The sequence below is a fragment of the Methylobacterium sp. D54C genome, from assembly GCF_053345595.1.
In genome coordinates, this window is record NZ_JBKFAK010000005.1 from 38,092 (window position 1) to 51,079 (window position 12,988).

General features: G+C 75.7%; 6 protein-coding genes. 4 read left to right on the forward strand and 2 right to left on the reverse strand.

Going from position 1 to position 12,988, the window contains the following annotated elements:
• The first annotated feature begins 261 nt into the window (after window positions 1-261).
• Entirely contained in the window at window positions 262-7,665 is a 7,404-nt protein-coding gene (locus tag ACLBYB_RS13620; RefSeq protein WP_447699080.1) for an apolipoprotein A-IV repeat region-like domain-containing protein, read from the forward strand.
• A gap of 71 nt (window positions 7,666-7,736) precedes the next feature.
• Here the strand turns inward: ACLBYB_RS13620 and ACLBYB_RS13625 are convergent, their stop codons facing one another.
• Both ACLBYB_RS13625 and ACLBYB_RS13630 read right to left on the reverse strand, forming a co-directional pair.
• Window positions 7,737-8,177 carry a DUF1489 family protein gene (locus tag ACLBYB_RS13625; protein ID WP_447699081.1) on the reverse strand — a complete coding sequence of 147 codons (441 nt, stop codon included), beginning with the start codon at window positions 8,175-8,177 and terminating at the stop codon, window positions 7,737-7,739.
• A 103-nt stretch (window positions 8,178-8,280) separates the two neighbouring features.
• Window positions 8,281-9,579: a hypothetical protein gene (locus ACLBYB_RS13630; protein WP_447699082.1), complete on the reverse strand. Its 1,299-nt coding sequence runs from the start codon at window positions 9,577-9,579 to the stop codon at window positions 8,281-8,283.
• A 145-nt stretch (window positions 9,580-9,724) separates the two neighbouring features.
• Between ACLBYB_RS13630 and ACLBYB_RS13635 the strand changes: the two genes are divergently transcribed.
• Genes ACLBYB_RS13635 through ACLBYB_RS13645 form a run of 3 tightly spaced genes read left to right on the forward strand, consistent with a single transcriptional unit; the run spans window position 9,725 to window position 12,935 of the window.
• Complete coding sequence (locus ACLBYB_RS13635; protein WP_447699083.1) at window positions 9,725-10,900, forward strand: MFS transporter; 1,176 nt, start codon at window positions 9,725-9,727, stop codon at window positions 10,898-10,900.
• Window positions 10,901-10,948: 48 nt separating this feature from the next.
• The gene (locus tag ACLBYB_RS13640) at window positions 10,949-12,103 is read left to right on the forward strand and encodes an ABC transporter permease (protein ID WP_026604795.1); all 1,155 of its coding nucleotides are present in this window, start codon (window positions 10,949-10,951) and stop codon (window positions 12,101-12,103) included.
• Between the two features lie 10 nt (window positions 12,104-12,113).
• Window positions 12,114-12,935, forward strand: a complete 822-nt coding sequence (locus ACLBYB_RS13645) for an ABC transporter ATP-binding protein (RefSeq protein WP_447699084.1) — start codon at window positions 12,114-12,116, stop codon at window positions 12,933-12,935.
• Window positions 12,936-12,988 lie beyond the last annotated feature (53 nt).

Consider the following 12,988-nt stretch of genomic DNA (forward strand, 5'->3'; position numbering starts at 1 on the left):
CGGGGATTGCGGATCTGATCCACACAATTCACCCCCTGATTCGCCGGGTGGGGATCGCGCCCGACCCCTCCCCTGCGGCAGGATGGTGGCGGCGGCGAGCGACGGGCCCGGTAACCATTCGGTTAACCTTTTCTGGGGCCGGTCGAGGGCTCGGGTATCGGCAGTCGCTGCCCGAGTTTAGTCTTGTAATGGTAAACGGGGCGTTGCGTCTCCGGCTCAAGCCTCTTCAGGCGCCGGTGAACCCGTGTAACGAGGCGTTGTATGGCGACCGAGAAGAAGCTGAAGGACCCGGCCGAGGCCGCGCTCTCTGCGATCGAGCAGGCGCTGAACCTCGACGCCCTGACGCCGAACGGCACCGACGGTCGCGCCGAGCCGCGCCTGCCCGATGTCGGTGACGCCGACCCGCTGCGCGACGGCGGTCTCGACGCCGGCCGGACCATGCCGCCGCGCCTCGACCTCGACCCGCCGCTCGCCTCCGACCTGCCGCCGCCGGGCCTGGACCGCCCCCGCCGCGAAGGCGGCCTCCTGCCCCCCGACCGCTCGCTCGTGGCCAACGACGACCGGCGCAACATCGGCATCCTGCAGCAGACCCTGCGGGTGCGCTCCTCGCCCAAGCCCTACCTGCTCGCCCTCGCGGCCGGCGCCGTCTGGATCGGCGCCCTGGTGCTGATCGCGTGGTCGAAGTCCGACGGCGACCTGCGCGCCGTCCTGTCGGGCCTCTCGGCCCTCCAGGCGAGCGTCGGCGCCGCGGCCCTGTTCGGCCCTGTGGTGCTGTTCGTGATCGCCGCCATGCTGGCGGTGCGCGCCCAGGAGATGCGCCTCGTCGCCCGCGCGGTCGGCGAGGTCGCGGTGCGCCTGGCCGAGCCCGAGAGCTTCTCCACCGACGCGGTCCTGACCATGTCGCAGACCGTGCGCCGCGAGGTGGCGGCGGTGGGCGACGGCGTCGAGCGGGCGCTCGCCCGGGCCGGCGAGCTGGAGACCCTGGTGCGCGGCGAGATCGCCACCCTGGAGCGGGCCTATTCCGACAACGAGATCCGGATCCGCTCCCTCGTGGACGAGCTGGTCGCCCAGCGCGAGGCGATCGTCACCAACGCCGAGCGGGTGCGCAGCGCCATCACCGGGTCGCACCAGAGCCTGAGCCAGGACCTGGAGGGCGCCTCCGACCGGATCGTCTCCGCGGTGACCGGCGCGGGCGAGCGCGTGACCGGCGCGCTGGAGACCCGCGGCGCCGCGATCACGGCCTCGCTGGGCGAGGCCGGCGACCGGGTGGTCAACCTGATGACCGCCCGCGGCAGCGACCTGATCGACACGCTGGCGGCCACCAGCCAGGAGGTGCGCGGCAGCTTCCAGGAGGTCGGCGAGACCCTGACCCGCAGCTTCGAGGACCGCGCCGGCACGGCGACCGGCGCCTTCCAGGCCGCCGGCACCGCCCTGGCCGAGCGCCTGTCGGAGAATGCCGGCGCCCTCACCCGGACCCTGGAGGAGACCGGCAGCCGCGTGAGCGACGCGCTGGAGCGCCAGGCCGGCACGGTGCGCGAGACCTTCGAGCGCTCCGTGACGGGGCTCGAATCCGCCTTCCTGTCGCGCGGCTCGGAGCTGACCGAGCGCTTCGGCGCCATGGGCGCCGAGATCACCGCCCGCTTCGCCGAGACCGGCTCGGCCCTGACCCAGGACATCGCCGGCCGCGGCCTCGCGCTGCGCGCCGAGATCGAGAGCGCCGGCCTGTCGGTCGCCGAGACGATCGAGGGCCGCGGGCGCGACGCCCAGGCCGCCCTGGCGCTCGCCGCCAGCGGCGCCGGCGAGACCCTGGCGGCTCGCGCGGGCGCCGTGCGCGACGACCTCGTCGGCACCGCCGAGCGGATCGCCGAGGCCCTGTCGGAGCGCGGCGGCGCCCTCGCCGAGCGGATGGACGGCATCGCGGCGCGCCTCGACGAGACCGTGACGGTCCGGGCCGCGGACCTGGAGCACCGGGTCGCGGCGGCGGCCGAGCAGGCCGGCGGCAGCATCGCGCACCGGACCGAGACGGTCGCGGCCAACCTCGAGGCCGCCTTCGCGGCCCTGGGCCGGGGCTTCGAGACGGGGGCCTCCTCCGCGGTCCAGTCGCTGCGGGGTACCGTCGAGGGCCTGTCGGGCGAGATCGACGGCCGCACGGCCGAGGCGGTCGCGGCGCTCCGGCGCGGGGCCGAGGCGGCCACCGATGCCCTGCGCGGCACGGCCGAGGACGCCACCGGCGCGGTCGAGGCCCGGACCCTCGAGGCCGTGCGGGTGTTCGAGCGCCGGGTCGCGGATTCCGCCGCCGCCCTGTCGGCGCGGACCGAGGAGGCGGCCGCCGCGCTGCGGGCCGCCGCCGATCAGGCGAGCCAGGCCGCCGAGACGCAGACGCGGGACGCCGCCGCCCGGCTCGCCGCGGCGCTGGACACCCTGCGCAACGCCTCCGGCGAGGTCACCGGCGCGGTCGAGGCCGAGACCGCGATCCTCACCGCCCGGTTCCGCGACGCCGCCGACCGGGCCGGCACCGAGCTCGGCGCCCGCGGCACGGACGCCGTCGCGGCGGTCCGCGCCGCCCTGGACGATCTCAACCGCGAGCTCGCCGCCCGGACCGGCGACGCCACCGGCAGCCTCGCCGAGGCCGCCCGCGCGATCTCGGCCGACCTCGCCGCCCGGATCGGCGAGATGGAGGCGGCCTTCGGCGAGCACGGCCGGAGCGTCGCCGAGCTGCTCGCCGGCCACGCCGACGAGACCCAGGCCCGGATCAGCGGCACCGGCCGCGACATCGTGCTCGCCGTGGCGAGCCAGGGCGCCCGCATCGCCGACACCCTCAGCCAGACCGGCGCGAGCTTCGCCGAGACCGCCGACGGCCGGGTCCGGGCGATCGACGAGACGCTCGGCAACCGCCTCGCCGCCCTGCAGGAGACCATCGCCCGCGGCGACATCCTGGCCGACCGGATCAACCGCGACACCGCCGCGCTGGGCGAGACCGTCGGCGCCCGGCTGGAGGAGATGGACCGCCTCCTCACCGGCAAGGGCGAGGCCGTCGCCGAGACGATCGCCACCCGGGCCCGCGAGGCCGGCAGCCTGATCGAGACCCATCTCGGCGGCCTGGAGACGCGCTCGGCCGAGCGGGCCGCCGCCATCGCGGCCGCCGTGGCGGCGCTGGTCGGCCAGATCGACGACCATCTCGGCAGCCGCGCGAACGCCGTGGACGACGCGCTGCGCGCCCGGACCGACGAGATGGCCCGCGTCATGGCCGAGGGCCATCGCGGCCTGATGGAGATGCTGGAGGGCCGCACCTCCGGGCTCGGCCAGGACATCGCCCGCCACACGGGCGAGATCGCCCGGCGGATCGAGGAGAGCGCCGGCCATTTCGACACCGGCGTCATCGGCCGCCTGCAGGCGATCGCCGAGACCCTGGACCAGCGCGCCCGCCTCGTGGACGAGAGCTTCGGCGTGCAGGCCTTCGAGGCGATCCGCCTGATCGAGGCGCGCACCCGCGCGGTGGACGAGGAGCTGGCCGGCCGGACCCGCGACCTCGTGGCGATGATCGCCGACCGGACCGGCGGCCTCGACGGCGCCATGGCCGAGCGCGTCCGCGCCCTCACCGGCACCATCGAGGAGGCCACCCGCGGCCTCGAGGCCGCGCTGGCGAACCGCGCGGATTCGATGATCCGCCTGGTGGACGAGCGCACCGAGAACGCCGACGCGGCGCTGGCGGCCCGCACCGAGGCCGTGCACGCGGCCTTCGCGGAGCGCGCCGACCTCATCGGCCGCCTGATCGACGAGCGCATCGCCGCCATGTCGGGCGAGCTCGACGAGAAGGGCCGCGCCGTGTTCGGGGCGATCGGCGGCCGGATCACCGAGCTCGCCCGCCTGCTCGACCGCGGCGGCACCTCGCTGGCCGAGCTCATCGACCAGCGCGGCGAGAGCGTGCTCGCCAAGCTCCAGCAGACCATCGCGGACGCCGAGCGGATGCTCGATGCCGGCGAGGGCCGCCTGGGCCACACCCTGTCGAGCCGCACGGCCGACATCAGCGGCCTCCTCGACGAGGGCGTCCGCTCGGTCCACACCCTGCTGGACGACCGCACCAACCAGATCCGCGTCCTGCTGGACGACCATGCCGGCACCCTGGCCGCCACTCTGGACGGCCGGATGGGCCCGATCCACGAGGCGCTGGACGGCCGCGGGCAGGCGATGGTCGCCGCCCTGGAGGGCGCGTTCGGCTCCGCCACCGGCGCCCTGGACGACCGCACCCGCCAGCTCGGCAGCCTGTTCGACGAGCGGCTGGGCCACCTCGAGAGCCTGGTCGACGGCCGCGGCACCCGCCTTGCCGACACCCTCACCGCCCGGGCCCAGGCCCTGCGCACCCTGTTCGAGGAGGCCCAGTCGGCCCTCGACGGCGTGGTCGAGGGCGGCGGCGGCCGCTTCGCCGCCGCGGTCGACGCCCGCATCCAGTCCCTCCGCGCGGTGCTGGAGGAGGCGCCCGCCGCCGTCTCGGCGCTGGTGGAGACCCGCGAGCGCCAGCTCGCCGCCACCCTCGACGCCCGCACGCAGCGCCTCCACACCCTGTTCGAGGAGGCCCAGGCCGGCCTGCGCGACCTCGTGGACGGGCGCGGCCAGGAGGTCGCCGACGCCATCGCGGCCCGGACCGAGGGCCTGCGCACGACCCTCGACGCGGCGCCCGCCCAGATGGCGGACCTGCTGGACACCCGCCTGTCCGACCTCCAGGGCCTGTTCGAGCGGGCGCAGGGCGAGATCGACCGCCTCGTGGACACCCGCGGCCGCCAGATCGCCGGCACCATCGAGCACCGCACCCAGGCGCTCCAGACCACGATCGAGGGCGTGAACCCGGCGATCGCCGGCCTGCTCGAGGAGCGCGAGAACCGCCTCGCCGAGACCCTCAAGGAGCGGACGGGCGAGCTGCAGACCCTGTTCGACCGGGTGCAGAACCGCCTCGGCGCCCTGGTCGAGGGCACCGGCCGCGACGTGTCCGAGCGGGTCGACGCGCGCGTCGAGACCCTGCGGGCGACCTTCGAGCAGGCGCGCGCCGCGATCGAGGGCCTGCTGGAGGACCGCGGCCAGGCCCTGGTGGCGGCCGCCGAGGGCCGGACCGGCGCCCTGGTGGAGGTGTTCGACGCCCGCCTGCGCGCCCTCGACGGTGCCGTCGAGGGCCGGACCGGCGCCCTGGTCGAGACCTTCGACGCCCGCCTGCGCGCCTTGGACGGCGCCGTCGAGGGCCGCACCGGCGCCCTGGTCGAGACCTTCGACGCCCGGCTGCGGGAGCTGGACGGCGTGGTCGAGGGCCGCACCGCGGCCCTGGCGCAGGCCGTCGAGGCGCAGAGCGAGGCCCTGGCCCGCGGCGTCGACGCCCGCGCCGACGCCTTCACGCAGCGCATCGACAGCCGCATGCGGCTGTTCGCGACCCTGGTGGCGCAGCGCGCCGACACCCTGGCCACCGCCTTCGACGACCGCCACGAGGCCTTCGCGGGCCTCATGGACGAGCGCACGGCGTCCCTGGTCGCCGCCCTCGACGAGCGGGCCCGCGCCCATGCCGAGCAGGTCGAGGCCCACAACGCGGCCCTGGCCGAGACGCTCAGCCGCCGCGAGGCCGCGCTCGCCGGCCTGATCGACGCCCGCACCGAGGCCCTCGGGGCCGGGTTCGAGCGCCGCGCCACGGCGCTCGGTGCCCTGGTCGACGCCCGCGGCGAGGCCCTGTCCCGACGCCTCGCCGAGAGCGCCGAGACCCTGGTGCGCGCCATCGAGGAGCGCGGCGGCGCGCTGCTCGCCAGCGTCGAGGGCAGCGGCCGCGCCGTCGGCGACAGCCTGGAGGGCCATGTCGAGCGCCTGCGCGGCGCCATCGACGGGCCGATGATGGACCTGTCGCGGGCCCTGTCGGACCGGGCCGAGGCGATCGAGCGGACGCTCGCCGAGACCGGAATGCCGCTCGCCGAGAGCCTGCGGGAGCGGACCGAGGAGCTGGCCGTGCAGTCGCGGGCCTCGGCCGAGCTGCTGCGCGCCGCCGTCGAGGACGGCGCGGGCCGCACCCTCTCGGAGTTGTTCGAGACCAACGACCGGATGGGCCGCGAGCTCGGCGCGCTGCTGCAGCGGATCGAGGCCGCCAACACGGCGCTGACCGACCTCGTGGCCGGCGCCGACACCAATCTCGGCGCGATCGAGCAGGGTCTCGCCGGCCGGATCGAGCAGGTCCAGGGGGCGCTGGAGCGCATCGCCGCCGAGACCGGCCGGGCCAGCGCCGGCGTCTCGGCCCAGGTCGAGGCCCTGCGCGGCGCCGCCGACGGGGCGCTCAGCGAGGCCTCGCGCCTCGCCGAGACCCTCGACGGCCGCGGCCGCTCCCTCGGCGAGCAGACCGCCGCGCACGTGGCGGCCCTCGACCGGGCCGCGGCCTCCCTGGCGGCCATCGAGGAGCGCCTCGACTCGGCCCTGTCGGGCCGCGAGACCAAGCTGACCGAGGCGCTGGCCGCGTTCGAGGCCCGGGCCGCCGCCCTGGAGCAGAACGGCACCGCCCTGGCCCAGACCATCGAGCAGACCCTGCGCGCCGCCGAGGAGCGTGCCCGCAGCGTCGGCGAGTCCCTGGCCCAGTCGGCCCAGGGCGCCGGGGCCTCGGTGACGAGCGCCTTCGCCGACCTGAAGGACAGCGCCAGCGCCGAGGGCGAGAAGGCCGCCCAGGGCGTCCGGCAGGTCATCGAGGAGGCGGCCCGCGAGATGCGCAGCGGCTTCCAGGAGGCCCAGGCCAGCTTCGGCGACTCCTTCTCGGCCCTGCGCGAGATGGCGGGCTCGATCCGCGGCGAACTCGACGCGACCCGCGCCGAGCTCGCCAAGGGCGTCCTCGAGCTGCCGCGCGAGACGCAGGACGCCACCGGCGAGATGCGCCGGGTGGTGGCGGACCAGATCAAGGCCCTCAACGAGCTGTCGTCCCTGGTCTCCCGCTCCGGCCGCGCGGTCGACGTCGCCCAGCCGCAGGCGCAGCCCCAGCGCCGGGTCGCGGAGAGCGGCGGCCGCGCCGTCGCGGCGGCGGCGCCCGCCGCGGCCCCGGTCGCACCGGCGATGCCGACGGCGGCCCCCGCGGCTCCGGCCCTGCCGGCGCCCGCGGCGACGCCGCGGCCCGCCACGGCCAAGATCGAGGCGCCGCGCCCGTCCGCGACCGCCCGCCCGGCGCAGGCCGGCGACAAGCGCGGCTGGCTGTCCGACCTGCTGACCCGCGCCTCGCTGGACGACGACGAGGAGCCGGCGGCCGACGCGCCGGCCGCCGCCCCGGCGCCCGCGCCGGCGGCCCGCCGCCCCGCGGTGGCGGCCGCCGAGACCGGGCGGATCGCCCTCGACACGATCTCGACCGACATCGCCAAGATGATCGAGCACCGGACCGCGGTCGACCTGTGGGAGCGGTACCGCCGGGGCGAGCCGAACCTGTTCGACCCGCGGATCTACACGCCGCAGGGCCGGGCCACCTTCGCGGAGATCCAGCGCCGCTACAGGACCGACGCGGAGTTCCGCCGCAGCGTCGACCGCTACGTCAGCGAGTTCGAGCGCCTGCTCGGCGACGTGGTCAAGAACGACAGCGACGCCAAGCGCACCGACGCCTACCTGACCTCGGAGACCGGCAAGGTCTACACCATGCTGGCCCATGCCAGCGGGCGCTTCGACGGGGCGTAGGACCGATCCCGCCGGGGCCGCTCGCGGCGCCGGCGGGGGCCTGACCGGGGGCGACGAGACCCGCCCCGCGCTCAGAGCAGGCCGAGGCCGACCAGCTCGCGCCGCAGGGCCTCGGGCATCTCGGCGAGGTCCCCCGAGGCCTCGGCCCCGAGATCGGCCGGCGCGTCGCGCGCCGTCAGGTAGCGCCACCCCTGGAACGGCCGGTAGGGCCGGGGCGCCACCGGGACGAGCCGGGGATCGAAGACCAGCCGGCAGCGCGGGATGCCGTCCTCCCCGGTGAGCGGCTCGATCGCGGTGATCGCCTGCCGGCAGGACAGCGTCCCGCGGATCACCCAGTAGATCGAGCCCTGCCCGGTGATCTCCCGGTGGCGCTTGGGCAGGGTGCGGGTGATGTGGAACGGCGCCGCTTGCCGTCCGTCCCGGAGCGCCTCCGCGCGGAAGCGGGCCTGCCGGGCCTCGAGATCGGCGATGGTGGCGGGGCCGACGCAGAGCTTGATCAGGTGCAGGGCCACGGATGCGCGTGCTCGGGGGTGCCGGGGGCGCCCCTGATAGCAGGGTCCGCGCCGGCGCGCGCCTGTCGAACCGCGCCGGAGCGCCGGCGCCGGGCCGGACCCGTCAGGCGAAGAGCGCGAGCCGCTGCTCCGGCGTCAGCGCGTCGATCTCGGCGAAGCTCAGGGCCGGCTCCTCCGGCGGCATCGCCGGCGCGGGCGCCGCCCCGACGGTCTCGCCCCAGGTGAGGTCGGCCACGTCCCGCGCGATGTCCCGCGCGACATCCTCCTCGACGTCCGCCTCGAACGCCTCCTCGCTCGCGGTGGTGGGCTCCGGCGCGTCCGAGGCGGACGGATCGGAGACGGGAAGGGAGGCGACCTCCGGAGCCGGCTCCGGCTCCGGGGCGGCCTCGAGATCGACCGCCCAGTCCGCTTCCAGATCGGCCTTCGAGCCGGCCTCCAAGCCGGCCTCCAAGTCGGCCGCGGGTGCGGCCTCCGGCCCGTCCCCCGGCGCGGCGAGGTCCGGCTCCGGGGCGAATGCCAGCGCGGCCACTCCCGTCGGCTCGGACACGGCGTCCGGCTCGGCCTCCGCCACCGGCTCCGGCGCGGCCGGCGCTTCGGCCGCGACCTCTGTCTCCGGCTCGGCCTCCGGCGCCCGGGCCTCCGCCTGGACCGGCAGGAACACCAGATCCTCGTGCAGCGCCGGGCTGCCGGGGCGGGCCACGAGGGCCGCCACCGTGACGGCCGGCACGTCCATGGCGATGTAGCGGTCGATGTCGCTCTGGTTCAGATCGGCCGGCTCGCCGGCCGGCCGCGCGCCCCGGTGGGGCGGCACCCGGACCGCGTCCTCGCCCCAGATGGCGATCATCGCGGAGACCCGGTCCTCCAGGTAGCGCAGAGTGTAGACGATCCGGGCGGTGCGCTGCGCGGTGAGGTCCTGGAACGAGCAGGCCGTGTAAATCGCGGTCGCGTGGCGGTCGAGGGCGTCGCAGGCCTGCGCGTCGGCCCCGTGCTCGCGCAGGGTCCAGGCCGCCTCCTGGATCGACTCGGCGGCGCTGAGGATGTCGGAGGTGGCCTGCTCGGTCTCGCGCACGATGGCGTCGAGGGCGAGGGACGCCTGCGTCAGCCGGGTCTCGTCGCCGTTCGGGGTGTTGAGCGCCGCGATCTCGCCCTTGGTCCGGCTGATCGCGTCGGCCATGTCGAGGAGATTGCCGCGCAGGTGCCCGAAGGCCTCCTGCCCGCGGTCGGCGGTGACGCTCCGCTCCAGCCGCGCGATCGCCCCGAGCAGGACCTCGGTCTCGGCGCCCCGGTTGCGCCGGGCGTACTCGGCGAGGAACCAGCGGCCGCGCTCGCTGGCGCTGATCGTCGCCTCGATCGCCTCGTACTCGGCCGAAGCGTGCGCGCTCGGGTTGACGGAACCGAACATGGGCCTCTCTGGACGCTGAATGCGGGCGCGGCGGCGGCCCCGATGCGCGCCAATCGCGGCGAATTTGACAGAGGGCCTTTAACGGGCGCTTACGGACGCCCTCCCGGTCCCACCTCCCTGCTCACCCCGCTCGTCGAGACCCGCCTTGCCCCGCCCGTCCGGCCCGGCGCGCCTGTCGCTGCTCTACGCCGTGGTGTTCACCGAGATCGGCATCGCGATGCCGTTCATGCCCCTGTGGCTCGACGCCCTGGGGCTCGATGCCCGGGTGATCGGTCTCCTCCTCGCCCTGCCGATCGCCACGCGGATCGCCGCCACGGCGCCTCTGATGAGCCTCCTCGACCGCGGCCTCGGGCCCCGGCGGCTGATCCTGCTCGGCAGCCTCGCCCTGAGCCTGTCCTACGCGCTGATGCCCGCCGCGGCCGGGATCGGGTGGCCGCTGCTGGCCGGGCTGATCGTGCTCAACGCGGTCGCCGGCGCGCCGCTCGTGCCCTGCATCGACTACCTGACGCTCGCGGCCGTGCGCCAAGACGCCCGCCTGACCTACGCGCGGATCCGGATGGCGGGCTCTATCGCGTTCCTGCTGGCGAACCTCGCGGGCGGGCTGCTGCTGACGGCGCTCGGCGGCCGGCTCGCCGTGCCGCTGCTCCTGACCGGCCTCGCCCTCGGCGCGGGTCTGGTGGCGTGGCGCAGCCGCGCGGTGGCGGTCCTGCCGCCGTCGGCGGCGGGCGACGGCCGGACGCGGCTGCCGCGGCGGCTCTGGCTGTGCATTGGCGCGGCGGCCGCGATCCAGGCGAGCCACGGGGCGATCTACGGGTTCGGCAGCATCTACTGGACCGGCCAGGGCATCCCGCCGACCTGGGTCGGCGCGCTCTGGGCGACCGGGGTGCTGGCCGAGATCGCCCTGTTCGCCGGCCTCCCCGCCCTGCCCGCCGCCTGGCGCGGCCCGGTGCGGCTCCTCGGCGCCGGAGCCGTCGCGGCGATCCTGCGGGCGATCGGCATGTACCTCCTCGGCGACCACCTCGCCGCGCTGGTGCCGCTCCAGTGCCTCCACGGCCTGACCTTCGGGGCGACCCAGCTCGGCGCCATGGCGGCGGTCTCGGCCTACGCCCCCGACGGCGCGCGGGGCCGGGCGCAGGGCACGCTCAGCGCGGTCAATGCCGGGATCTCGGTGGTCGCGACCCTGGGGAGCGGGGTCGCCTACCGGGCCGGCGGCCCCCTCGCCTTCCTGCTGATGGCGCCGCTCGCCGCCGCCGGCCTGGGCCTCGCCCTGGCGTCCCGCCGCGCGCGGGGGGTGAGGTTGGAGACGGATCGTCAACCGTAATGTCGTCATAACCGCCGGGCAGGGTGGTGCCTCGATCGAGGAGTATGGGTGTTGCTGAGCGAGGGCACTGTTCCCGGCGCCTTGGCCGGCGCCGCGCTGCGGGACCGGTCGGCCGACGGCCGCCTGGCGCTCGACGGCCGCTGGACCGCCGACCAGGCCCCGACCGTCGAGGCCGCGGCCGCGCGCATCGCGGCGGCCGGCCGCGCCGGGCCGGTGGCGGTCGACCTGTCGGGGATCGAGCGCCTCGACACGCTCGGCGCCTGGGTCCTGGAGCGGACCCGCGCCGAGATCGAGCAGGCGGGCAGCGCCCTCACCTATCTCGGCGCCCGCCCGGAGCACCGCACCCTGCTGGGCGAGGTCCGGCTGCGCGAGCCGGACGCGCCGCCGCCGCGGCGGCACGGCCCGGTCGTCGGCCTGCTCGACTCCACCGGGCGCCGGACCGTGCAGGGCGGCCGCGAGTTCGTCACCGCCCTCGCGTTCCTGGGCGAGCTGATCGCCGCCTGCGGGCGCGTCGCCCTGCGGCCCGGCACGTTCCGCGGCAACGCCCTGATCAACCAGATCCAGCAGGTGGCGCTCAACGGCACGCCGATCATCGTGCTGATCTCGTTCCTCGTGGGCGGCATCGTCGCCCAGCAGGGCATCTTCCAGCTCCAGCGCTTCGGCGCCCAGACCTTCGTGGTCAACCTGATCGGCCTCCTGATCCTGCGCGAGATGGGCGTGCTGCTCACCTCGATCATGGTCGCCGGCCGCTCCGGCTCGGCGATCACCGCCGAGATCGGCTCCATGCGCATGCGCGAGGAGGTGGACGCGCTCCGGGTCATGGGCCTCGACCCCGTCGAGATCCTGATCGTGCCCCGGGTGCTCGCGCTGATGATCGGCCTGCCGATGCTGACGCTGATCGGCGACCTCGCGGCGCTCGCGGGCGGCGGCCTCACCGCGATGCTCTACGGCGGCCTGACCCTCGACCAGTTCCTCGTCCGGCTCCAGGCGGCGGTGGGCGTCCACCACGTCATGGTCGGCCTGATCAAGGCGCCGTTCATGGCGCTGACGATCGGGGTGATCGCCACGATCGAGGGCTTCGCGGTCGAGGGCTCCGCGGAATCGCTCGGCCGTCACGTCACCGCGTCGGTGGTGAAGTCCATCTTCATGGTCATCGTCCTCGACGGCCTGTTCGCGGTGTTCTTCGCCGCGATCGATTTCTGAGGCCGCCGCGATGAATGCCCCGATGACCGCCTCGCCGAATGGCCCCGCCCCGATCATCCGCGTGCGCGACCTCGTGGTCGGCTTCCGCGACCGCAACATCCTGAAGGGCCTGAGCCTCGACATCCGCGCCGGCGAGATCCTGGGCTTCGTCGGGCCCTCGGGCCAGGGCAAGTCGGTGCTCACCCGGACGATCCTCGGCCTCAACCCGAAGCGGGCCGGGACCATCGAGGTGTTCGGCCGCGACGTCGACGAACTCACCTACGCGGAAAGGCGCCGGATGGAGCAGCGCTGGGGCGTGCTGTTCCAGCAGGGCGCCCTGTTCTCGGCGCTCACCGTCAAGCAGAACATCCAGGTGCCGATGCGCGAGCACCTGAACCTGTCCGAGCGCCTGCTCGACGAGTTCGCCCGGCTCAAGATCGAGATGGTCGGCCTGAAGCCCGACGCCGCCGACAAGCTGCCCTCGGAACTGTCGGGCGGCATGATCAAGCGCGCGGCGCTCGCCCGCTCCCTGGCGCTCGATCCCGAGATCCTGTTCCTCGACGAGCCGACCTCGGGCCTCGACCCGATCGGCGCGGGCGAGTTCGACGACCTCGTCTCGACCCTCAAGGAGACGCTGGGGCTGACCGTCTTCATGGTCACCCACGACCTCGACAGCCTCTACACCGCCTGCGACCGCATCGCGGCGCTCGGCGACGGCCAGATCATCGCGGCCGGCACGATCGACGAGATGCTGGCGAGCGACCATCCCTGGCTGCGCTCGTACTTCCACGGCAAGCGCGCCCGGACCATCGCGACGGGGGGCGCCTCGGCCCATGCCTCATCCCATGCCTGATCCCGTGCCTGACCCGATGCCCGATCGCCGCCGTCCCACCCAGATCCCGCCCT